Annotated in this window: 14 protein-coding genes; 8 read left to right on the top strand and 6 right to left on the bottom strand. The window is 48.0% G+C overall.

Translation table 11 applies throughout. The features are described 5' to 3' along the window. Positions 1-9: 9 nt before the first annotated feature. The 3 genes from prmA to hemW all read right to left on the bottom strand — a co-directional run bounded on the left by prmA (position 10) and on the right by hemW (position 3,896). On the bottom strand, positions 10-900 hold the full coding sequence (prmA, locus tag IXB50_RS13075) for a 50S ribosomal protein L11 methyltransferase (RefSeq protein WP_215609420.1): 891 nt from the start codon (positions 898-900) through the stop codon (positions 10-12). An 80-nt stretch (positions 901-980) separates the two neighbouring features. Beyond that, on the bottom strand, positions 981-2,561 hold the full coding sequence (gene serA, locus IXB50_RS13070) for a phosphoglycerate dehydrogenase (protein ID WP_215609419.1): 1,581 nt from the start codon (positions 2,559-2,561) through the stop codon (positions 981-983). 132 nt (positions 2,562-2,693) lie between these two features. Further along, the gene (gene hemW, locus IXB50_RS13065) at positions 2,694-3,896 is read right to left on the bottom strand and encodes a radical SAM family heme chaperone HemW (RefSeq protein WP_215609418.1); all 1,203 of its coding nucleotides are present in this window, start codon (positions 3,894-3,896) and stop codon (positions 2,694-2,696) included. A gap of 238 nt (positions 3,897-4,134) precedes the next feature. Here hemW and IXB50_RS13060 point away from each other — a divergent pair, with 238 nt between their 5' ends. Continuing rightward, positions 4,135-5,214 (top strand): PIN/TRAM domain-containing protein, encoded by a 1,080-nt coding sequence (locus IXB50_RS13060; RefSeq protein ID WP_215609417.1) that lies wholly within the window; start codon positions 4,135-4,137, stop codon positions 5,212-5,214. Between the two features lie 103 nt (positions 5,215-5,317). Here IXB50_RS13060 and guaA read toward each other — a convergent pair whose 3' ends face one another. After that, positions 5,318-6,865, bottom strand: coding sequence for a glutamine-hydrolyzing GMP synthase (guaA, locus tag IXB50_RS13055; RefSeq protein ID WP_215609416.1), 1,548 nt, complete (start codon positions 6,863-6,865; stop codon positions 5,318-5,320). 480 nt (positions 6,866-7,345) lie between these two features. Here guaA and moaA point away from each other — a divergent pair, with 480 nt between their 5' ends. The 5 genes from moaA to mgsA all read left to right on the top strand — a co-directional run bounded on the left by moaA (position 7,346) and on the right by mgsA (position 14,356). Beyond that, complete coding sequence (moaA, locus tag IXB50_RS13050; protein ID WP_215609415.1) at positions 7,346-8,359, top strand: GTP 3',8-cyclase MoaA; 1,014 nt, start codon at positions 7,346-7,348, stop codon at positions 8,357-8,359. A 398-nt stretch (positions 8,360-8,757) separates the two neighbouring features. Further along, positions 8,758-9,645 (top strand): phosphate/phosphite/phosphonate ABC transporter substrate-binding protein, encoded by an 888-nt coding sequence (locus IXB50_RS13045; protein ID WP_215609414.1) that lies wholly within the window; start codon positions 8,758-8,760, stop codon positions 9,643-9,645. A 34-nt stretch (positions 9,646-9,679) separates the two neighbouring features. Further along, positions 9,680-11,509 (top strand): sensor histidine kinase, encoded by a 1,830-nt coding sequence (locus IXB50_RS13040; RefSeq protein WP_215609413.1) that lies wholly within the window; start codon positions 9,680-9,682, stop codon positions 11,507-11,509. A gap of 255 nt (positions 11,510-11,764) precedes the next feature. Next, on the top strand, positions 11,765-13,036 hold the full coding sequence (locus IXB50_RS13035) for a rhodanese-like domain-containing protein (RefSeq protein WP_215609412.1): 1,272 nt from the start codon (positions 11,765-11,767) through the stop codon (positions 13,034-13,036). Positions 13,037-13,063: 27 nt separating this feature from the next. Next, the gene (gene mgsA, locus IXB50_RS13030) at positions 13,064-14,356 is read left to right on the top strand and encodes a methylglyoxal synthase (protein WP_215609411.1); all 1,293 of its coding nucleotides are present in this window, start codon (positions 13,064-13,066) and stop codon (positions 14,354-14,356) included. 168 nt (positions 14,357-14,524) lie between these two features. On the opposite strand, the gene ltrA is transcribed toward mgsA, so the two are convergent. Continuing rightward, a complete protein-coding gene (gene ltrA / locus IXB50_RS13025) occupies positions 14,525-16,285 on the bottom strand; it encodes a group II intron reverse transcriptase/maturase (RefSeq protein ID WP_215609410.1) in 1,761 nt (586 codons plus the stop codon). Positions 16,286-17,258: 973 nt separating this feature from the next. Here ltrA and IXB50_RS13020 point away from each other — a divergent pair. Together IXB50_RS13020 and IXB50_RS22490 are read left to right on the top strand one after the other, a co-directional pair. Then, on the top strand, positions 17,259-22,598 hold the full coding sequence (locus tag IXB50_RS13020; RefSeq protein ID WP_215609409.1) for a trifunctional serine/threonine-protein kinase/ATP-binding protein/sensor histidine kinase: 5,340 nt from the start codon (positions 17,259-17,261) through the stop codon (positions 22,596-22,598). Positions 22,599-22,612: 14 nt separating this feature from the next. Next, positions 22,613-22,744 (top strand): hypothetical protein, encoded by a 132-nt coding sequence (locus IXB50_RS22490; protein ID WP_281413277.1) that lies wholly within the window; start codon positions 22,613-22,615, stop codon positions 22,742-22,744. Between the two features lie 604 nt (positions 22,745-23,348). Here the strand turns inward: IXB50_RS22490 and IXB50_RS13015 are convergent. Then, complete coding sequence (locus tag IXB50_RS13015) at positions 23,349-24,557, bottom strand: calcium-binding protein (protein WP_215609408.1); 1,209 nt, start codon at positions 24,555-24,557, stop codon at positions 23,349-23,351. Positions 24,558-25,092: the final 535 nt, after the last annotated feature.

Raw genomic sequence — 25,092 nt, 5'->3', positions numbered from 1 at the left:
AGCATCTCCTTATGGGCGACGGATATTTAAACAACACCAATCACCCCGTCGCCAGAGAGTGGCTACCATCCAACCATGGTCTTCGAGGGTATCGGCCACCCATTTTGACTGATCCAGCAGGATACCGCTTAGAATGCCCCAGGTGGACGCTTTAGCAATGTCATTAAAGCGTGGAATCAGCTCAACAATGATTTCTGCCAGGATGTTACACATAAAGCCATCTACCGGCTGTTCTAGTTTGAGACTATCGATGCTGCCCTCAGCCACATGAATGCGCTCGAGATCAATCCCATTAAGGTCTCGATTTTCAGCCGTGGCCTTGACCGCCAGCGGATCGGTATCTACTCCATACACCTGACTAGCCCCTAACAAAATCGCCCCGATCGACAAAATGCCCGAACCACAGCCAATGTCGGCCAGCGTGATCGGGGTGGGACTTTTTTCACTAAGGCGCATTTCCAAGGATTCTAGACAAAGCTGTGTGGTGGCATGGGTCCCTGTCCCAAAGGCGGTACCTGGATCCAGCTTGAGCACCAGCCGCGATGACTCCGTCGGTAGCTCCATCCAAGCTGGATTGATCAGTAGTCGATCCCCCACGGGCTGGGGCTGCCAATATTTTTTCCAGCTTTTAGACCAGTCTTCATCCTCAATCAGACTCCAGGTCACCTCGGGTAGTTCATTCACCCCTAGGCACAAAGCATCCTGCTGGAATCGTAGAGCCAGTGCTGCCAAATCCATGTTGCCAAACTGCTGCTGGGGGAAATAGGCTTTCACCCTGCTCTGGTGCCGCCAACGTTCACTGGCGGTGCCGCGCCCATCCCAATTTCCAAACCGCCAGAAGACTGTGTCCTCTAGAAGCGGAGAACAGGTAACTTGTATCTCCCACCAGGTGTTTGCCAAGGATTTTATTGATGTCTATGGAATCAGTGATCGCCGTGTCGAGGCACCCTAGGTATTCGACACGGCTAATCTACATCATCTTATAGGGCAACGGTATAGGCATCGCGGATGCCGGGCACTTTTGTAATCTCTTCGAGAATGCCATCGGGAAGGGGATCATCAATGCTGAGTACCATAACCGCATCACCACGAACAATCTGGCGTCCCACCTGCATACTGGCGATGTTGACGTTAAAGCTACCCAGCAGTGAGCCAATTTTGCCAATGATGCCTGGCATATCTCGGTGCAGGGTAAATAACATGTACTTGGTGGGGGGCACATTGATCGGGAACTGATTGATATCCGTAATCCGGACCTCAGTCCCGCCCAGGATAATGCCTGTCACAGAATGTTCACCCAAGGAGCCTTGAGCGGAGACATAGAGAGAACCACTAAAGTCCTTGACCCCGGCATCACGGGTCTCAATGACCTGGATGCCCCGTTCCTTGGCTTCAATGGACGCATTGACGTAGTTCACGCGCTCTCTCAAGGCGTTGGTGAGTAGCCCTTTGAGGGTGGCAATGACAATGGGTTTACTATCCTGGTTTGCCAGGTCACCTTGGAGCGTGATTTGCACCTGTTCTACTCGACCACCTGCTAACTGACCGACCAGGTTCCCCAAGGTTTCAGCCAGCTGCAGATAGGGACGTAGTCTTTCGAGTACATCAGGGCGTAAACCCGGAATATTGACAGCAGAGCGAGCGGGTAACCCCAGCAGCACATCTCGAATCTGTTCTGCAACATCAACGGCAACGTTAATTTGGGCTTCGGCGGTGGAGGCTCCCAGGTGGGGGGTGAGGACTACAGACTTACCCAGTTCTCGCAGCGAACTCTCCCCCAGGGGCTCTGATTCGTAAACATCGATGGCGGCCCCTGCGATCGTTCCATTCTTAACCGCTTCATGGAGAGCGGCTTCATCAATGATGCCGCCCCGAGCACAGTTAACAATGCGGGCGGTGGGCTTCATTTTGGCCAGGGCCTCGGCATTGATCAAATGGGCTGTTTCAGGAGTTTTAGGAATGTGGAGCGTGATGTAGTCAGCTTCTTGGAAAAGCAAGTCAAGGTCCACCAGGGTGCACCCTAATTCGGCTGCACGTTCTTTGGAAATAAATGGATCGTAGGCCAATATGTTCATCCCCATGGCCCGAGCTACCGTGGCCACATGGGAACCAATTTTGCCTAGACCGACAACGCCGAGAATCTTTTTATAGACCTCTACTCCTGTAAATTTCTTACGATCCCAGGCGGATGCCTTCACTGATTTGTCTGCTTCAGGGATGTTGCGTGACAGGGACAGCATCATCGCCAATGCATGCTCAGCAGCTGCGATGGTATTGCCTTCGGGGGAATTAACCACCACAATACCTCGCCGAGTGGCGGCGGCGACATCGACATTGTCGACACCGACACCAGCACGACCAATGATTTTGAGTTGGCTAGCCGCCTCAATCACCTCGCTGGTGACCTTAGTCCCCGAACGAATCATCAAGGCATCGTAGTTGGGGATTAGCTGAACAAGCTCTTCAAGCGGGAGCTTAGTTTTTACATCAACCTGGGCCACCTGGGCCAAAATATCGAGACCAGACTGGTCGATCGGGTCGGAGACAAGTACCTTGGGCATAGCTGCGGGGATTTTTTTTCACGAGGACCTATCGTACTGCATCAATGCAGGGGGACAAATCCTTTCTTTGGCAAATTATGGATCGTGGATATGGTTGCCGATGTTACAAAACGTTTAAGTTTTTGGAGATGGTCATTGATCCCCAGCCAGTTGTTCGATGCCATTAAAGAGATCGGCTAGAACGGTGTTAGAGATCAAAAAACCATTGGGATCGCTAAGGCGTAAGCGATTGTTGTCCAGGATCACCTGACCTGAGGATAGATAGGGTTGCAACCGATTGTTGAGCATGGTTGTAAAGCGATGGCCCAACGTCTGGGTAAATGGGGCCAGATCGATGCCTTCGACGAGGCGGAGACCAACCATTAGACGGTCCGTCAGTTGTTCTATCGGGGGTAATTGGGGGGCGTCAAGAATACCGCCAGTCTGTTGATAATGGTCCACCCACTGACGGTAGGTCTGCCGGGTACGGGGACGGGCCACCCGCTGGGTTTGGGTATAGCTAGTGGCTCCCATGCCAAATCCGTAGAAGGGTCGATTTTCCCAGTAGGTGCGATTGTGACGACACTGGTGATCGGCTTTGGCATAGTTAGAAATTTCGTAATGGTCATAGCCTGCAGCTGTCAGGGTGCGCTGGGCCAGTCGATACATGTCGACGGTGGCGGTTTCGCTGGGCAAGGGATGCTCACCCGGCTGGTACTGCTTGCCAAAGGGAGTTTGGGGTTCGATGGTGAGGTCGTAGACGGAGATGTGATGGGGGGTGGTTGCGATCGCACGTTCTAACCCTACCTGCCATTGCTCCAAAGTTTGCCCAGGCAATCCTGAGATTAGATCCAAACTCCAGCTCGGTACCTGGCCCCGGTGCATATCATCCACCGCCCGATAGACATCAGCCAACCGATGGAACCGACCGCAGCGTTCTAATAAATCATCATCAAACGCTTGAATTCCAAGGCTGATACGATTTACCCCCAGGTTGCAGTAGCCCTGCACATGGGACAAATCAAAGGTACCTGGATCCATCTCCATGGAAATTTCCGCCTCTGTCGCTACTCCCAACTGCTGGTTGAGGACATGCAAAATTTGCTCAAGCTGCGCCACAGAGAGCAGAGACGGAGTCCCTCCCCCAAAGAAAACCGTTGTTAGCATTGGCCCCAACGATGATGTGGCCCGGATCTCTTGGCATAGCCAATCCACATAGGTGCTAATAGTGCCAGATGTTTCACCCCGTTGACGATTGCCAATGACCGAAATGGGAAAGTCACAGTAAAAGCAGCGGCGGCGACAAAACGGAATATGAATGTAGGCCGATGTCGGCGCTAGGCCACTTGAGAACATAGCCGTTGCTGATTAAGAGGATGAATCGATCGCTCAGAAATACCGCTCAGAAATACTGGCCAGCATATTTTTAAATGAGATCATAGTTCAGACTAGCAATGCCAGAACATAAAAGCATTCAAGGCGGAAACCAATCGTGGGAGCATCAGTGATTATAATGTCGTTGTTTGGGCCTTCTTTAAGGATGGTCTATCATTAACCATCGCAGCAGGTTCACACTAAGGTCGACATCATTCGAATGCTAGACGCACTAATCATTATTTCATTCATCGTTGCGGGTGCAGGCGTTGGCTTTTATAGCATTGACCTTTTGCCTCCCCAAGTTTTAGAGCAGGTCAATAATATTGAAGGCCTGGGCACTGTTATGGCCGGATTTGGTGCTTTGATTGGCACCGGTTTAGGCATTGTGTCTCAAACCAGCTATCGACGCGTCGAAAAACAAATCCGCACACTGCCCCCCGATCGTATTTTTGCGCGAGCCATCGGCTTGATTTTGGGGTTATTAATTGCCAACTTGATTTTGGCTCCGGTCTTTTTACTGCCGATTCCCAGCGAGTTTAGCTTCATCAAGCCCCTAGCGGCAGTGATGAACAGTATCGTATTTGCAGTGTCAGGCATGAACCTGGCCGATACTCAAGGACGGGCTCTGTTGCGTTTAGTCAATCCTGGCAGTGTGGAAAGCATGCTGATCGCAGAAGGCACCCTCAAACCCTCGGCCTCGAAGATTTTGGACACCAGCTGTATTATCGATGGCCGCATAGAAAGCCTTTTAGATACTGGCTTTTTGGAGGGGCGAATTGTAGTTCCCCAGTTTGTCCTCCTGGAGCTGCAGGCTGTAGCCGATGCTGCCAACGATCAAAAACGAGCCCGAGGCAGACGGGGGCTGGATATTCTCAACCGATTGCGGGGAGCTTATCCTGATCGAGTGGTGGTCGATCCGGCTGATTATTCAGATGTGGCCACCGTGGATGCCAAGTTAGTGAAGCTGGCCCAAGAGATGAATGCTATGCTGCTGACCAATGACTACAACCTGAGTAAAGTGGCCAAGGTGCAGCAAGTGGCCGTACTCAACATTAACGATCTGGCCAAGGCCATCCGCCCGGCTTATTTGCCCGGAGATGACATTGAAATCAAGATTCTTAAAGAGGGTAAGGAGGATGCCCAGGGCGTCGGCTATCTAAACGACGGTACCATGGTGGTTGTGGAGTCGGGTAAGGGATACATTGGCAACAATGTGCTGGTGGTCGTGACGGGCGCGCTGCAGACATCGGCAGGGCGCATGATCTTTGCGCGTCCAAAAGGGGCAGCGGTGGTTTAGGCGGGTGCAGCAGGCGACAACGGAGAAACCCGGTTTCTGACTTGGGATTACCTTTGGGGTTATTCCAAATACAGAAACCGGGTTTCTAAGCTTTAGCTAGGCCCTATTCCCACTCGATGGTGCCAGGGGGTTTGGACGTAATGTCGTAAACGACCCGGTTGACGCCATCAACCTCATTAACAATGCGGTTAGAAATCACCTCTAGTAAGTCATAGGAAGGACGGGACCAGTCCGCCGTCATACCATCTTCGCTACTGACAAAGCGCAACACAATGGGATGAGCATAGGTGCGCTGATCCCCCATCACACCAACGCTACGTACCGGCAATAGCACCGCAAATGCTTGCCAGAAGTCATGATATAAACCCCGATTGCGAATTTCCTCTCGCACAATGTAGTCAGCATCGCGCAGTATATTGAGTCGTTCTGGCGTGACTTCACCCAGAATCCGAATGGCTAAACCAGGTCCAGGGAAAGGCTGACGCCGAACAATCTCATCCGGTAGTCCCACAGAACGGCCTACATTACGCACCTCGTCTTTAAAGAGTTTGCGTAGAGGTTCGATCAGCTTGAATTGTAAATCCTTAGGTAGACCACCAACATTGTGGTGGCTCTTGATTTTAACGGCTACCCGCTCACCCGTTTTCGGATCAACATTAGTATCAGCAGACTCAATCACATCGGGGTAGAGCGTTCCCTGGGCCAGATAGTCAAAGGGACCCAAGCGTTTGGACTCTTCTTCAAAGACACGAATAAATTCGTGACCAATGCGCTTACGCTTTTCCTCAGGGTCGGTGACGCCTTTGATCTTTTCTAAAAATCGAGCCCTGGCCTGTACATACTCCACTCTGATATGGAATTTCTGGTCGAATAGCTCTACTAGACGCTCAGGTTCACCTTTTCGCATGAACCCCTGGTCGATAAACATGCAGGTAAGCTGATCACCAATGGCCTTGTGCAATAGGAAAGCCAGGGTGGAGGAGTCAACGCCACCTGAAAGAGCGAGTAGAACTCGCCGATCACCCACTTTGGCACGAACCTCGCGGATCGCTTCTTCCACAAAGGCCTCGGTTGTCCATGTGGGCTCACATTTGCAGATGTGATAAACAAAGTTGCAAATCAGAGACTGACCATCAACGGAATGCACCACTTCGGGGTGAAACTGCACACCATAGAACCCCATCTCATGATTGGCTACAGCGGCACAGGGCGTATTATCAGTATGCGCCAGAACCTCAAACCCTTTGGGTAATTTGGTCACTGAGTCACCATGGCTCATCCACATGGTAGAGCCATCCCCCACATTGGTTAGCAGATCGGTGGGATCATCAATAGATAAGGAGGCTTTGCCGTATTCACCCCGTTCGGCATTCTCTACCTCGCCCCCCAGCTGTTGCACCATGAGCTGCATGCCGTAGCAGACACCAAGGATGGGAATCCCCAGATCCCAAATAGCAGGATCGCACTTGGGCGCATGGTCAGCATAAACAGAACTCGGTCCGCCAGAGAGGATAATTCCCTGAGGATTGAGCTGACGAATTTTTTCAGCTGGGGTCTGATAGGACAGGACCTCTGAGTAAACCTGGGTTTCACGAATACGACGGGCGATTAACTCAGAGTATTGGGAACCAAAGTCAAGGATTATAAGCATCTGGCGGTTGAACTCAGGTGATTTCGCAGACACTGTATGGTTGATAGCGGGAGTTTTTGCAGTCACGAATAAGTCCTGAAGCTTGATGGGCAGGGAAAAACGTATTTCTTATACTCTAAGTGAGTGGTTTTAAAAGGACTATTTGCCGAGGTTGGGAGCACCTGAGATCTAGGTATGTAAGATGGCTAGTACTTTTCCGGAAATCTGTAAAAAATATTCTAACTACATTAGCAAACCCACGGTATTAATGCTCCATCTTCTAATCTCTTGATCAGAATCTCAGGATGTGGGTTCGGTAAAATGAGCCCTCAGTTAAATAGGCAAACAACCATCTGATCAGCGATTCGGTCAACTTCAATCAGCTTAGAAATCGCTTTATAGCGGTTCAAGGATTAGTCTTTGGTCGAGGCCGATGGCCTATAACGACTAAAAGATAGGTAGTTCATAATAGAAAATACGGCGAGCAGACTTCATAACACCATGAACCCGATTGATTATCTTCGTATTAGCCTGATCGACCGTTGCAATTTTCAGTGTGTGTACTGTATGCCGGAAGGGGCTGACCTTAGCTATGTGCTACGGGAATTTTGGCTAAGTCATGAGGAAATTTTGACTTTGCTGAAGGGTGTTTTTATCCCCCTGGGGTTTACGAAATTCCGCTTAACCGGTGGAGAACCATTGCTACGTCCAGGCATTGTGCAACTGGTGGATGACATTGCCCATCTGCCAGAGACAACAGATCTAGCTTTAACGACCAATGCTTTTAAGTTAGAAAAATTAGCTCAGCCCTTGTATGATGCTGGCTTGCGCCGCATTAATATTAGCTTGGACTCGCTGCAGCCAGAAACATTTGAGGCGATTGTTGGTAAACCTGCTGGGGCGAACAAAGATACGTCATCCAATCATGTGCGTTGGCAGCAGGTCTGGAATGGCATTCAAATGGCTCATCAAGTAGGATTCGATCCACTAAAACTTAATGTTGTTGTTATTCCAGGTGTCAACGACCATGAGATTTTAGATCTTGCCGCTTTGACCGTCGATAAGAATTGGCATGTAAGGTTTATTGAATTTATGCCCATTGGCAATGATGAGCTATTTGCTGACAAGGGATGGGTGGATTCTGAAACAATTCGGCAACAGATTTCTAATCGCTGGGGTTTAGAAGAATCAAGGATTCGTGGCAATGGGCCAGCGGATATTTTTAAGATTCCGGGTGCCAAAGGCACTTTGGGGTTTATTAGTCAGATGTCTGAATGTTTTTGCGATCGCTGCAACCGCATGAGACTCTCCGCCGATGGCTGGCTGCGGCCTTGCCTACTGAATGAAGTGGGTCAACTCAATCTGCGGGAAGCCCTGAGGGGTGGGGACTCGATTCACTCAATTCGCGATCGCGTGGGAGCCCTAGTGGCAGATAAGCCAGACATTAATTTCAAGATGCGAGAATCCGGTACAACGGGAGCCTACAGCCGGACAATGTCACAAATTGGCGGCTAAGGAATAAGGATTTCATAAGTTATTCAACTTAATCCCCTCCTCGGGAGGGGTGCCTGAAAGGCGGGGTGGGTTTCGATCGTTAGTACTCACGGCCAACCCACCCCATTGCCCCTCCATCGCCGCCATCTTTCAAGCATGGGCTCATGCTGAGATCTTGACTCTTAACGTAAGTCCAGTATTGTTTTTATTAATCTTAATTTGAGACTTTGGGTGATCCCAACCCTATTGCGTCAATTTCAGCAGATAAAAATCCGAGTGATCATTTCATCCAGCACGGCTATTCTGAGGGGCGTATATTTTGAGGGGCTTAGTGACGTTGGCTAGTCTGTGTTGTGCTGAGGATATGGGCAATATTAAGGAGCAATCAATTTTGTTCGCTTTTTTTGCCTGTGGCTGCTATGTTGAGACGTCGTTTTTTGCAGGGGTACGGTTTATTGTTTTTAGGGAGTTGTGCCCTAGCTAAACCAAGTGAGTCCACTGCTCAAAACAAAGTTAAACGCCCCAATAAACTGCATTTCGCGGTGACGGATCTCAGCGGCTACGATGCCTTGGAACAAGACTTTGGAGCGTTTCGACAAGCTTTGGAAGACATGCTGCAACTGCCAGTTGAGTTTTTTGCAGTTGAAAACTATTTAGCGGCAGCACCGGCACTGCTTACCAATGAGCTGGATTTTGTCATGGCAGGCCCTTCGGAGTATATGCTTCTGAGGGCGCGGGCATCGGCTGTGCCTGTTGTGGGTATAACCCGGCCTCAGTATGCTGCCATGGTGATGGCCCGTATGGAAAGTGACATTAATCAGCTGAGCGATTTAAAAGGCAAGACCATTGCCATGCGGACTGAAGGGTCGACTGCCGGGCATATTATGCCGATGAAACTGTTGTTAGATGCGGGGGTAACCCCCGGTGACTATGACGTAGTCATGCTCAACCGTAAAGGATTTGATGCATTGCAGTCGGGGCAGGTGGATGCCTGGAATGATTCCTACGATCGCTATGTGGAATATGTGAAAAACCCAGGATTGGAGGATAAGGAGATTAAAGTCCTTGCTGTGAGTGAGAACTTACCTCCGGATGTGTTTGTGGCCAATCCTAGTCTAGGAACAAAGTTCTTAGACGAGTTGAGAACGACAATCCTGCAAAATCAAGAACTGTTGATGTCAGCGTTATTGACCTCTGAGGCCAACCAGAAATACACGTCATCGGATTTGGTGGCGGTAGCCGATGCTGATTATCAAGTTTTGCGAGATAGCTATTACGCCATTGGCCAAGGTTCAGCGATTGAATAGTGTCCCCAGGACAAGCAAAGGAGGGGGCAGAGCCATGGTTATACCATTATCTCGTTGGATTGCTGGCCTGAGTAGGCGGCTGGGTATTAATCGCAGTATTTCCAAAAAAATTAGCTGTGGCTATGCATTGGCGTTGGGAACAGCGATATTTGGTACTAGTGCTGGGTTGTTGGGTGGGTACTATGCCGCCTTTCCTGCTCGAAAACAGGCGAAGAATACTCTGAGAAAAAAGCAGTTGCTCAGTGAGTTTAATAACCATGTGTTGAGCATTCAGCTGCATCCCCAGCGACTATTGGCGATCGCAGGTGAAAGCCGCATTTGGGTCCAGTATGAAACCAATCAATTTAATACAGAGCTACGGCAGCTACGACAGCAATTAGGCGACATTGAACAACTACCTCAAGATGCTTCTAGTGCCGACACTCAACGACTCTCCTTGATCGACGGGTATGAATTAAATTTGCAGGAGTATGAACGCTTTATCCAATACCTATGGCTTGAATTAGGCAAAGTTAACAATCAACAAATTGCCTTGCAAACCATTGCCGTTGCCTTAAGCAGCGATGAAGCCCATCAGATTTCCACCACGTTTGAGCAACTGTCTGAAGACTTGACCCGATTGCAGCAAACGGTCGATCGGCAATATAACTACTCCATCGTGTATCGACATAGAGCCGAAAAATTAAGGCTGGTGATTATTTTAGGCAGTATGGTTTTCTCTATCGGGTTAGCCATTAGCCTGGCGATGATCACCAGCCGGGCGATTGCTGAACCCATTGAACAGCTCACGCTCATATCTCGTCGAGTCACTCAAGATAATAATTTTCAGCTGCGGGTCTCGATTCAAACCCAAGATGAAGTGTCTGTGTTGGCCGAATCGTTGAATCAGCTGGTTAGTTGGGCTGGGCAATATACCAGGGAATTGGAGGAAGCCCGTCAAACCTTAGAGCAGCGCGTTGTGGAGAGAACCCAGGCATTGCAGAGGTCTGAGCTATCTTTGCGCAAACAGGCTGAAGACCTCCAGCAGGCATTGGTGGAATTGCAGCAGACCCAATTGCAACTAGTACAAAGTGAAAAGATGTCGGGTTTGGGGCAATTGGTGGCTGGCATTGCCCATGAAATCAACAATCCGATTAGTTTTATCCACTGTAATCTCAAGTATGCCATTACCTATATCGAAGATGTTGTAATGCTGCTCGATTTGTATCAGCATTACTATCCTGATCCAATAGTAGAAATCCAGGATGCAATTGAATATATTGATCTTCCTTTTTTACGAAAAGATTTTTCAAACCTGGTGCAAGCGATGCAAGAAGGAACGGTGCGGATTATTGGCATCGTTAAGTCTTTACGGACCTTTTCGTGTTTAGATGAAGCGACTATCAAACAGGTAGATATCCATGATGGTATCGATAGCACGCTGACGATTTTGAATAGTCGTATAGCCTCAGCACTGGACCAACCAGAAATAGAGGTTGTCCGTGACTATGGCCAATTGCCTTGTATTGAATGCTATGCGGGACAGCTAAATCAGGTGTTTATGCACATCCTAAGCAATGCGATTGATGTACTCCGGCGTGTTCCCCCTGAGGGCATCGCCAGGGTTGCGATCGCAACCCGCGTTGTGGATAGTAAATGGGTCTCCATTGAGATCAGTGACAATGGCCCTGGCATACCCGAATCGTTACGCAGTCGACTTTTTGACCCGTTTTATACAACCAAATCAGTCGGCAGTGGGACTGGCATGGGTCTTTCAATCAGCCACCAAATCATTACCAAAACCCATAGAGGTTATTTAGACTGCGATTCGGATTTGGGCCAGGGGGCTAAATTTACGATCAAATTACCCATCGAGCTTCACTAAACCAAGACAGCTAGCCTCAGTTTGAGACCCAATGTAAGACAGGTCAATCTTGAATTAAAACTGCCGTGTGAATGAGCAGCGAAAAATGGTGGGAGCTATAATCTAAATTGACTCCCCAAAATAAGACTACAAGTATTTTAAGTAGACTCACATTGAGTCTATTGGTCTCAAGCTAATACAGGCCCCATCCATTAGGAGTAAAATGTACTGTGATTATGGGGTAAGGGCAGGCGTAAAAAATTTTATGGCATGACTATGAGGATTGTTTCTCGGCAAGGGGGTAGACTTTTTTGGGCCGCTTGTCTCTGTTTGCAGCTAGTTGCCTGTGGGGCAATGGCTGAGACCAGTGCTCAGATATCTCAACAAGAACTGATTACCCGGATCGAAGCTGGAACCGCGCCATTAATTTTGGATGTGCGTACCCCAGAGGAATATGAGGCGGGTCATATTCCAGGGGCAATCAATATCCACTTTCGAGAGATTGGAGAACGGTTGCATGAGATTCCCCAGGATGTTCCCATTGTGGTGTATTGCGAGCGGAGCATTCGGGCCAATATTGCGACAAGAACCCTACGGGAAGCTGGTGTAGACTCCTTACTCCATTTGGAGGGAGATATTTCACTGTGGCGAAAGCATGATTTACCACTTGAGCACGATAGTTCCTCATCTTCTACTTCTGAAGTACCGACGGAGTTTTCAGAGTTAGTCAAGTCTTTGGACCAGCGATGGATTGTTAGTGCCGCCGAAGCAAAGCGGCTGATTGAGCAAGGAGCAACGCTGCTGGATACGCGAAAGCTGGCCCTGACGCGGTTACAGAATTCTGTCTATGCCGATTGGCGGCAGTTTTCTCCCCAGGCTGTTGCTGATCGAGGTAAACTCTTGGAGCAAGAAGACTTGCTAACCCAACAAATCCAGGAGATGGGTATTTCACGGCAAATGCCCGTGGTGGTCTTCGCTAATCCACCCAAGGGCTGGGGAGAGGATGGTCGGATTGTCTGGATGCTGCGCACCCTGGGACATTCACAGGTAGTCATGGTGGATGGCGGCGTTGAGGCCCTGGTGGATGCCGGTGTCCCTGTACAATCTGGCCAAAGTCATCCCCCTAAACGAGGAGATTTTGTAGTAGAGCGAAACTCTACTTGGGAGATTCAACGAGATCAGCTGCAAGCAGAGCTGGGCCAGGACAAGCTGGTAGTGATCGATACCCGTGAGGCGCGTGAATTTGCTGGAAAAACTCCCTATGGAGAACAACGTGGGGGGCATATACCGGGGGCCATTAATCTTTACTTCAAAGAGTTTTTAGGTCAAGACGGCCAGCTACTACCCTTGGATATAATCCAGGCAAAGCTTGACGAGGCTAAGATTACGCCTGACACTCAAGTTGTTGTCTATTGCACGGGAGGTATTCGTTCGGGATGGCTGGCGGCGGTGTTAGTCACCCTGGGGTATGACGTTAAAAACTACGCCGGTTCCATGTGGGAGTGGTCAGCGGCACCTGCGGATAGTTATCCTTTGGAGATGTTATAGGAAACCCATTGGAGGGGAGATACCGCTATGCCCGATTGTCTGGCTCTGATTGCCCACGACACCAAGAAAGATGACCTGGTGACGTTGGTAACCCATTATCGGCATATTCTCTCTCGATATGATCTGATTGCTACGGATAAGACAGGACAGCTGATCCAGACCGTAACGGGGCTGACGGTGGAACGCATGGCGGCTGGCTCTCTGGGGGGCGAACTCCAGATTGCGGCTCGGGTAGTTTCCGGTGGGGTGGCAGGGGTGATTTTTTTGCTGGATCCGGTCTGTGTAAATCCCAATGAACCGGATATCCGTGCTCTGTTGCGGGTATGTACGCTACACAATGTGGTGCTGGCCACCAACATGGCAACTGCTGAACTGGCGATCCAAGCTGTTGCTAAGCGGCGGGATGCCTATCTGATTTTTAATCCGGTGGCTGGCCAGGGTAATCCCGATCGGGATTTAGCGATGATTCGACAGATCCTGGCACCGCAGGTGAATCTGCATACGATCTTTACCCAGCCGGATGTGGACCCCATAGACCAGGCGAAGGACGCGATCGCAACCATTCAATCCAGCCAAACTGATAACGACACTGGGTTTATCATCGCCTCCGGTGGGGATGGGACCGTGTCTGCGATCGCAGGTGCCACCATCCAAACCGGCATCCCCCTGGGCGTCATTCCCCGAGGCACCGCCAATGCCTTTTCGGTGGCCATGGGTATTCCAACCGACTTAAAGCAGGCTTGTGAAGCGATTGCAGCAGGCAATACCCGTGTGGTAGATGCCGCCTATTGCAATGACATTCCGATGATCTTACTGGCGGGGGTTGGCTTTGAAGCAGAGATGGTCGACAATGCCAATCGAGAGCTCAAAAATCAGCTGGGCACCTTGGCCTATATCCTGTCTGGAGCACAACAACTTTTTGCCCAGGAGCTGTTTAAAGCGGCCATTGAAATCGATGGTCAGATAATTGAATTTGATACGGTAGCTGTCACAGTGGCCAATGCAGCTCCGGCCACATCGGTAACGGCCCAAGGATTTGGCGAAGTGATTCCCGATGATGGTTTGTTGGATGTGACCATTCCCATTCCTCAAACTCGGCTACAGGGGGTGGATATGTTAGCGACGCTGTTTACCTCTGCCCTGGTTAAAGTACAGGCTGAACGAGAGGATGTGATTTGTCTGCGGTTGAAGCGGCTGAAGGTGACAACGGATCCGCCCCAGAAGCTGGTGGTGGACGGAGAGCTATGTGAGGCAAATCCAATTGAGTTTGAATGCATTCCAGGAGGACTAACGATCTTTTCACCCTTGTCGACAGTGTGATGAGCACCCTGGCCTGCAAACCTCATGAATGTTATTCTCAAAATGAGACCATTTTGTCTTTTTTGGGTCTAGAATTGAGAATAATTAATCTTGAAATAAGAATAGGATTTTGAGGTTATTCAGCAAAACAGTCTTATAGGGGTGCTGTAGTTAGCTAGGCGAATCACCTCACGATGACCCGCCCGCCTTCAAAACCGTGCGTGAAGGTTTCCCTTCACACGGCTTCTCTCCTACCGTTTCCCCACGCCAAGGACGAACCGGGCACCAGCCCTGTTTATCCCATCCTGTTTTGCGGTGATGACAGGTTGGATGCACGATTTGCAGATTGTCATACACGTCCAATCCACCACTGGCCATAGGCCTAACGTGGTCTCTCTCTATGGAATCGTGTAGGTCAAAGAAGCCTCTACAAATAGGACACCGACCGCGCTGACGCTTGAGTAAGGTTGCCTCCCTGGTGTTGACCATCGGATGCTTCCCCCGTCGCGCCGCCCAGTACGGCCAATCTCCGTCATACCAGCTTTTATGTCCTCTGACTTTGTTATGTCTTCTAATAGACATATCCGAGAATTTGACCAACTTATGAATGATCTTTCCCGCTTGCTTCACTCCAAACACCCAGTGACGTCGCCCCACCGTATGCCAGTATCGGGCTTTCACCCATTTCCGGCCTTGGTTAGGGTGTCTACGCCTTGCCCATCGTCTCAGTTGCCAATACAGGACTGAATCGAGGTAGGCAAAGACCCGACTAGCTGCATTCGAGCGGTGATAATTGGCCCATCCCACAATGACAGGGTTGAGTGCCGCAATCAGCGTCTCTTGAGAGCAGCCGTGATGTCGTTTTATAATCTCTCCTAGTTCGGTCACCAACCGTTTGAGAGATGATTTACTGGGTTGTATCAGGGTTTTATAGGGCCGCTGGCTTTTGTTGATCCTTCGTCGCCTCGCGCGGTATTGCCGCACATGACATCCAAGGAAATCAAAACCAGTAGGATACTCAACACCCCCATTGAGAGTATGGACAATGCGAGTCTTATCAGCCCTTAGTTCTAGCCCCTTACTCGATAGCCACTGACGAATTAAGGTCTGGGCTCTGAGGATGGCTTCACGGTCATGATGAAAGACCACGAAATCATCCGCAAATCGCACCAGATGAGCGCCTTTAATTGTCGTTTTGACCAAGGATTCCAAGCCATGCAAAGCGATATTTGCCAACAAGGGTGAGATCACCCCGCCTTGAGGCGTACCTCGTTTTGTAAGTTGGATTTGGCCATTGTCCAACACTCCTGCTTTCAGCCATGCTTTGCACTGTCTGGCAATGGATGGATGACTTTGGGCGAGTCGGGCAACTAACGGGCCGTGAGAGATTTGGTCGAAACAAGCCGCGATGTCGGCATCTAAAACCCACTTGGGCTTTTGGCAGATACATCGATGAACCTGTTCGAGCGCATCTTGGGGTGAACGGCCTGGTCTAAACCCGTAGGAGTTAGGGGCGAAAAGCGCTTCCCATTGTGGTTCTAAAGCAAGTTTGGCAAGTGCCTGTTTTGCTCTGTCGCGCATAGTGGGAATCCCTAGCTTCCGATACTCTGACTTTCCGGGTTTTGGAATCAGCACCCGGCGTACCGGGTCTGCCGTCTTATCCAGAGTCAGATTCTTGGCTAGTGTGGTGCGCTCTGGTGCTTTCAGAGAAGCTATCCCATCCACACCAGCGGTCTTTTTTCCCTTGTTTTCCTGTGTGACGCGGCGAACGGCGAGCATTCGCGCTGACCAGGATGTACTGAGTAAGCGTTGGAGTGATTTAACCATGCGGGTATCACCCCGTTGTGAGGCGCGATAGATACGCTGTTGGAGGCGGAAGACAGTGCGCTCGACCTGGGGCCAGTTCACTGCTCTCCAGTCATCAGATATTTGTTGAACAAACTCCGTCATAATTTACTCCGACGTTGTATCGTCACCTTGGCAGCAGTGTGTACGTCAGCATATCCATCGGCTTTCCCGAGGGCCTTGGCTTCTTACACAATCCTTCTCCTCTGAACGCATACGCCGTGAGTCGGTTGCTTCAGCCTTTCAACGGAGAGACTGAAGAGCGTTCTTGAAGAGTTACTTCGTTCCTAGAAGTCAGGTATTTACGCTGATTTAGGCTCCTACTCTCCGCCGGGTGCTCTGTGCGCACTCCAATGAAATACGCTAGTTTCATTGAGCGGCACCTTATCCGTTTTGGACGAGGGGTATCAGATTCAATTTCCCCTCAGTTGACATGACGACGGTTCAGGCATAGGTTCGTCTCCTAGCCTTGTCAGCTCACCTAGAACCACTGATTCGTAGAATCTCAAATTGTTGGTCCATTTCACCCCGCTTTACGGATTGATGCTCAGTCGCTACCGTAGGGGTAATGGTGCTGGGTCTGTGCTCGACCAGTCAGGCTTCCTCTCAGATGTAAAGTCCGATAGGGTACTGATCCGACCTCTAAGTTGTCTAGGTTCTGTTGAACCTCGCTAGCTGTACGCCAATTCAGCAATGAATCGACTTTCCAGCTAAACGAATCACACAGCGTAGCTGCAACGAAGTGCCATAAGCTTAAAATGAATAGCCAGTAATCAACGAGTCTCCGGGCTTTCCCACACTTTTTTTCGCTCTCCAAATACCAATGTCATGTACCGGACTGGGAAATCCAGCGCTATCTGATTTTTTTTAGAAGATTTGTTAGGAGCACTCTCTTTTGGGTACAGCAGTTGTCCTTTACTTTTCTTAAAACTCCATCTCTAAACCTCTAAACCTCCGTTGGTGTCCTTAAAAATAAAGGATAAATTCGACAAAGTTTCTATGGAGTATATGTATAAAACGGAACGGGAATTGTAAAGATGACCTAATTTTAGATTAGGGAATTTTGCCTTGCATGCCTATGACACCTCTAATTAGCATTGCCCCGAGTTCATTAACTAAGCTTTCCGGCTATACCCTGATAGAAAAAGTATATGAGGGAATTAAAACGGTTGTCTATCGGGCGATTCAGGACGAACAGCAATGTCCGGTAGTGATTAAGGCACTGCGGCAGGATTATCCCAGCTTTAGTGAACTAGTGCAGTTTCGCAATCAGTATACGATTGCGAAGAATCTACCCATGTCAGGTATTATCCGCTCCCTCAGCCTGGAACCTTGTGGCCATGGCTACGGGCTAGTCATGGAGGACTTTGGAGGCATTGACCTAAAGCAATATGTCCAGCAACACCCCCTGAGTCTGACAGAGACGCTCGACATCGCTATTAAGCTAGCTGATATCTTCCACGAACTCCACCAACATCGGGTTATCCATAAAGATATCAAACCTGCCAATGTTCTGATTCATCCCGACTCCAAACAGATCAAGCTGATTGACTTCAGCATTGCCTCACTGCTGCCCAAAGAAACCCAGGCCATCCAAAGCCCCAAGAGCCTGGAAGGTACCTTGGCCTATATGGCTCCCGAGCAAACCGGGCGCATGAATCGGGCGATTGACTATCGGACCGACTTCTACGCCCTGGGCGTGACACTGTATCAACTGCTCACTGGTCAACTGCCCTTTACCAGCAACGACCCGCTGGAATTGATTCATTGCCACATGGCCCAGTTAGCCACTGCTGTCAATCAGGTCAATTTGGAGGTACCGACTATGGTGGCGGCGATTGTGGCTAAGCTGATGGCCAAAAATACAGAAGACCGCTACCAGAGTGCCCTTGGCCTCAAGCACGATCTCGAAGAATGTCGGATGCAGTGGCAAGAACAGGGGGAGATTACCGACTTTGCTTTAGGGCAACGGGATTTGAGCGATCGCTTTTTGATTCCCGAAAAGCTCTATGGACGAGAAGCAGAAGTACAGGCACTGCTGGAAGCTTTTGACCGGGTTGCCCAAGGGAACTCGGAACTGATGCTGGTTGCAGGCTTCTCAGGCATTGGCAAAACCGCTGTGATTAACGAAGTTCACAAACCCATCGTACGGCAGCGGGGCTACTTCATTAAAGGAAAGTTTGACCAGTTCAATCGCAACATTCCCTTCAGTGCCTTTGTGCAAGCCTTCCGTAGTTTGGTGGGGCAGCTATTAGGTGAATCCGATGCTTTCCTGAGTACATGGAAAGAGAAGATTTTAGATGCGGTCGGTTTAAATGGTCAAGTCATCCTAGATGTGATTCCAGAACTGGAGCGGATTATTGGTCCCCAACCTACGGTGCCAACTCTGTCAGGAACAGCCGCCCAAAACCGTTTTAATTTGCTGTTTAGTAAATTTATTCAAGTATTTACCAGCCCAGAGCACCCATTGGTGATCTTTTTAGATGACCTACAGTGGGCAGACTCTGCATCTTTAAACTTGCTGAAGTTGCTGATGGATGAATCGGAGGTAGGCTACCTGCTAATGCTGGGAGCCTATCGGGACAACGAGGTATTTTCAGCTCATCCATTAATGCTGACATTGAATGAGTTGCAAAACTGCAATACCCCACTTCATACTCTGTACCTAAAACCATTAATCAAACCTGATGTTAATCAGCTAGTAGCGGATACTCTTTTATGTGAACCAACAATAGCCACTCCCCTATCTGAGTTGGTGTACCAAAAAACCCATGGCAATCCATTTTTTGCCACCCAATTTTTAGTCGGATTACACGAACAGAATTGCATTTGTTTTGACCGGACTGTAGGCTACTGGATTTGCGATTTAACAAAAGTTCAGCAGTTAGCCTTGACTGATGATGTGGTGAAATTTATGGTGGGACGATTAAAACAACTGCCAGATACCACCCAAGATCTCTTAAACATTGCAGCTTGCTTAGGAGACGCCTTTAATCTGCCCACATTAGCTGCTGTGACCCAGCAATCTTATACAACAATCGTTGATACCCTATGGCCAGGATTAAAGATGGGATTAATTGTCCCAAAAAACAATATTTACAAGTTTTTTCAAGGAACTACGTTAGAGCAACAGCCTGAAAATATCCATGCTGCTTATAGTTTTCTCCATGACCGTGTGCAGCAAGCTGCCTATCAGTTACTTAACAGCAAGCAAGCAGAAGTTTTGCGCAGGCTAGAAATCGGTCGAAGACTGTTCCAAGAAACAGCGTCCAACAATGATCAAAATACACTTTTTCTTATTGTTGAGAACTACAACTATGGTGCAGAAATCATTGAAGAAGTTGAAGAAAAAACTACGCTTGTGAAGCTGAATCTAAAAACTGGACAACAGTCAATCTCAGCATTGGCCTATGATTCTGCTTGCTTTTTCCTAGAAAAAGCAAGGGGGCTTTACGAGAAATATAGCTTTGACAATGAGCAACTAAAAATCCAGCTATACCTGGTATCGATTGAAGCAGAATATCTCCATAGTCAATGGGATGCCGCGACAACATTACTAGAAACCTTATCTAGTTTCCCAGTAAATGCGCAACAACGCCTCCAAATGACAGCCTTAAATATTAGAGTGTGGGTAGCTCAACGCCGATTTTTAGAGGCGCTTGATTTGGGCGTTACTGTCTTAGCATCCCAGGGCATACAATTAGTTCACCCCAGTGAAAATGAACAGATTAAAGCCACGCTGTTAACGAGCCAGTTTGATACTATCCAACCCATGGAAAGGGAGTTTATCCCGAAGATGGTAATTTTGCTAGAGATGTGCAGCTCTGCTATCTTTTCCAATCCGGAGCTGTACTTCCAAATTATCCTCACACTGGTTTACCTCTCCCAAACGTTTGGCTACTCAGAGCTATCGGCTTTTGGATTTGTCAATTATGGCATGTTGCTAAGTACGATGGGTGACTATGCAGCAGCCTACGAAGCTGGGCAACTATCTCAAAAATTGTTGAATCACTTTGATGCCAAGATCATGCGTACCAAGGTAGACATGATTCACTTCACGTTCGTAGAGTCCATTCGATCGCCATTGCGTCATAGTCTACAGCCCCTGGTAACGGCCTATAAAAATGGGTTAGACATTGGCGACTTAGAATTTGCAGGATACTGTGCAAACAACTATTGTGCATTGGTTTGGATGAGTGGCACCCATCTTGTAGATACCATAGAGATTCAAAAACCATATATTGACTGGCTAAGATCTAAGGGGTTAAAGGTTTCGTGGAGCTATGCTCAGTTTTGGCATCAGTTATCACGAAATCTTTCCGGTCAGTCAGCTGATAAGACTCAATTTAAGTCGAAAGATTTTGATGAATCTGTGGTATTACCTCAACTAGAACAGGCTCAGGCAAGAATGCATCTCTATATCTATTATTTAGCTAAGGGAATTTTGTTCGTTTATTTAAACCAGTGGCAAATTGCAGATGAGACGTTTCAAGAAGCTGCTAAATATCAATCCTCAATCGGCGGTTACCAGTCATGGCAGTTGACATTCTATCAAGGTTTAACTGCTCTAAATACTCATAATTCCATAGAAAGTAGCATTCCTAATGCTAAAGAAATTCTAGCTGAACTAGCTCGATTCTCGACCGAGAATTTTAAGCATAAACATGATTTGCTTTTGGCAGAATTGCATCGCTTACAAAACAATCATACCGATGCAATTTCCTGTTACGACGCATCTATTCAGGGAGCAAAAGAGAATCAATATCTTCAAGAAGAAGCCCTAGCTAATGAACTGGCTGCTAAATTCTATCTCGATTGGGGGAAGGAAAAAGTTGCCGCAGGTTACATGCAAGAAGCTTACTATTGCTATTCCCGCTGGGGAGCTAAGGCCAAAGTCGCCGATCTAGAAACCCTTTATCCTGAGCTACTGCGCCCCATCTTACAACTATCAGCAACATCGGGGGATGTGTTGACCAACCTCATGCTCTTTGCTGCGCCGACAACCTCTGCTCATACCAGCACACACCACAGTTCCAGTAGTACCAGCCTCAATCATCAGACCCTTGATTTTGCCAGTATTCTTAAAGCGTCTCAGACCCTTTCTGGCACTATTCAGCTGAATGAGCTGCTGCGTCAACTGACCCAGATCATTCTGCAAAATTCAGGTGGCGATTGCTGTGCCTTAATACTCCCGGATAAAAGTGAAGAATGGCAGGTACAGGCGATTGCCACATCGGAAGAAACCCATCTCCACACAGGAACATTGACCAGCAATCCTAATTTGCCGATCAAGCTGATTCAATATGTCAAAAACACCCAAGAAACTGTTGTTATCGATGACTTAAATACCGATCTACCTGTCATTGATGACTATCTCAGACATCATGAACCCAGAAGCCTGTTGTGTTTACCCTTGCTCAATCAAGGTCAGCTTATCGGTATTTTATATCTCAAAAATCAGCTCACAAGCAGGGTGTTTACCAAAGATCGTCTTTTAGTCCTCAATTTCCTCTGTGCCCAAGCAGCCATTTCCCTAGAAAATGCTCGACTGTATCAACAAGCCCAGACCTATGCTCAACAGCTGGAAGAATCACAGTTGCAGTTAGTGCATCATGAGAAAATGTCAGCGCTGGGTAATCTGGTTGCGGGGGTAGCTCACGAGATCAATAATCCCCTTGGTTTTATTGGTGGCAACATCAGTGAACTCCAACTGTCAGTCAATGATATTACCCATTGTTTACAAGCCTATCGTGATGCATTTCCTGAACCGGGAGAGACTATTCAGTCCATACTGGCAGAGGCGGATATTGATTTTGTATTAGATGACATCCCGAAAATACTGACATCTATGGAAACGGGATGCGATCGCATCCGTGCAATCAGCACTAGCCTGCGGATCTTTTCCCGTACCGATACCGATACCAAATTTAAGACCAACATTCACGAAGGTCTAGACAGTAACCTATTGATTTTGAAATATCGGCTTAAAGCCAAAGACTTCCGACCTGAGATCGAGATCATAAAACACTATGGTGACCTACCAGAGATTAACTGTTTTCCAGGGCAGCTAAACCAAGTATTTATGAATATCCTCGCCAATGCCATCGATATGTTTGACGAAATGGCTGAGGATCAATCCTACAATTATCTTGAGACCCATCCTCAGAAAATTACAATTTGTACCTGCGTCATCGACAATAGTGTGACCATCAATATCAGTGATAATGGCAAAGGAATAGATGTCGAGACCTGTAACAAAATCTTTGAGCGCACGTTCACCACAAAACCCGTGGGTAAAGGGACAGGGCTAGGGTTAGCCATTTCCCGCCAGGTGATTGAGGAAAAACATGGTGGTAGCTTGACTGTAAACTCTGCCTTGGGTCAAGGGACAGACTTTGCCATTTATCTGCCGATATAAGAACGATATCCGTCGTGCCAACAACAGACGCCGAAGAACATTGGGTCTGTGTGCCCAAACAGTATGAGGACCCTATCCGTCGTTTCAAAAGCTTTACTGGAGACCTGAATGCTTTGGCCGATTGGCTCACAGAGGCCTTTGTCTAGACATGGAGAAATTTTGGTCTCTAAGGACTCTTGACACTCTATGCCTAACGAGTTTTCAATGCTTTCAAGCTTTTCTTCTGTATAAATCTCATCAAAGCTGAGCATAAATACTCAAGCCCAAAAGCCTTTCAGAGAGAGGCTTTTGGGCTTAAAGGCCAAAATTTCTCGAACTCTATACACAGGCCTTATAGCCTACAAGTGGCGAGATCAGTTACTCTGAATTATCTCTGGACTATTTTTAGTTGATTAATGCGTTGAGAGAGTTATCTAGTCAAAATTCTAGAGCTGTAGGCCTTGTTCTACCATTGATTAGTTGCCTGCTGGGCAACCAAATGGGCGAAAAAATGGCATTAGCTGAAGTTATCATTTGCGCCAAGATCGCATCGGGTAAGACATCGCTTAATCCTTATCGGGAGTTTCTGCACAGTTACTCATTCAACTCCCTTATCGCGTAAACCCTATACATAGAGCGGATCAACACTTGAGTCGTTCTATACCTTTTCCGCTACATATTCATTAGCTAGCGTTAATTGAGACTAAATCAAACTTTTCTTAAAAAATAAAGCCACTATCAGATTCATTTTGCCAAAGGGGAAACCGTTGGTCATATCTTATATTCGAAGTAGCTAGCATTGAGATCTAAATTTGAGCTACCTTGCACAATGGCAATCAATTCGTCTGAGAAGATACTCTGTGTTTTTAGATAGACGGCAGTACCAGAAATACCAAAAATCGAGGCAGAACCGAGGGCATAATTACTCGCTTTTCCCCATAGCTGAATGGTATCTGACGTTTTCTCAAAATCCGTAATCAGGGCGTAGTCACTGCTGCCAAAACCATTAGAGTTGCCATCATCATAAAAAACATGGCCACTTTGACCGAGCACAAACTGGTCACTCCCTGCGGCCCCAGTCAGCGTATCGATAGCGCCAATTCCTTTATCCACTGCACCGACAACGTTAAAGTCATCAGTACCAATGAGAATATCATCGCCGCTGCCTCCCATCAGGTGATCAGCGTCTGCTCCACCAATCAGACGATCATTGCCATCATTACCATCTAGGATGTCATTGCCTGCATAACCCACCAGGACATTTGCACCGATATTACCAGTGATGACATTATCGAGGTCATTGCCATAGCCATTAAAGTCAAGCTCCCCTAGGGGTGAGCTAGCAAAATGCCAAATCTCCCTCCTTTCTGATAGTAGGGTAAGATTTTCAAGATGATTACCCAGGGCAAAGGTCCGCTCAGCCTCGACCTCATCAATTCCCTCATTCTCATGCTCGATGATTGTGACCGAAGAGATAGAACTGACAACAAAGGTATCGTTTCCGAGGTCCCCACGGAGTACACCCTCATCAAGGATAAAAATCGTGTCGTTTCCAGCTCCACCCGAAATTGTGTCGTTAGAATCTCCCAGTCTAAAGATATAGTCATCGCCGTTGCCGCCGGAAATATAATTGTTGGCTTCAACATTGTTGTCTAACAAAATATAGTCGTTGCCATTACCCCCGTAGATTTTTTGAGTTCCTACTCCGCCGCTCATAATTATCTCATCGTTACCATCACCACCTACAGCGATGTTTGAGCCCTGGCCAAAAAGAATAAGTAGATCGTTTCCAGCTCCACCATAGAGATAGTTATCCCCATTTCCCCCATGTAATATATCATCCCCATCTCCTCCGTTTAGATAATCATCTCCAGCACTTCCCCATAGGTCATCGTTACCGCCCAACCCAAAAATCCAGTCATTTCCTAGCCCGCCCGAGAGGACGTCGTCGTTGTTGGTGCCATAATACTCGGTTATCATTTTCAACCTCCAGTGAATTTAAGATACAGTGGAGCAACCTGAGCGTCTTTTGTCGCAAATTAAAGCGACTCCATGAACCTAGCTTCTCAGCTTTGTGAGCCTGCTCTATAGCTGTCTAGAATAACTCATTTTTCTATATATCTCTTGATATCCCATACATATACAAGTCGCGCTGTGGGAAAGGAATCATGATGCCGACTTCAGCGAAGCGGACCTTAATTGCCTCGTATAGGCCTTTGTCTAGACATGGAGAAATTTTGGTCTCTAAGGACTCTTGACACTCTATGCCTAACGAGTTTTCAATACTTTCAAGCTTTTCTTCTGTATAAATCTCATCAAAGCTGAGCATAAATACTCAAGCCCAAAAGCCTTTCAGAGAGAGGCTTTTGGGCTTAAAGGCCAAAATTTCTCGAACTCTATACACAGGCCTGACTCCCCACCCAGTCAGGATTTCTCGGCTTAAATTGATACCCCTATCTACAGTGTGAGGAGAACCCTGGCCTGCAAACCTCATGAATATTATCCTCAAAATGAG

The sequence above is a fragment of the Leptothoe spongobia TAU-MAC 1115 genome (assembly GCF_018739885.1).
GTDB classification, from domain to species: domain Bacteria; phylum Cyanobacteriota; class Cyanobacteriia; order Phormidesmidales; family Phormidesmidaceae; genus Leptothoe; species Leptothoe spongobia.
Note: the sequence above shows the minus strand (reverse complement) of the source record. Positions and strands in the feature narration are given on the sequence as shown.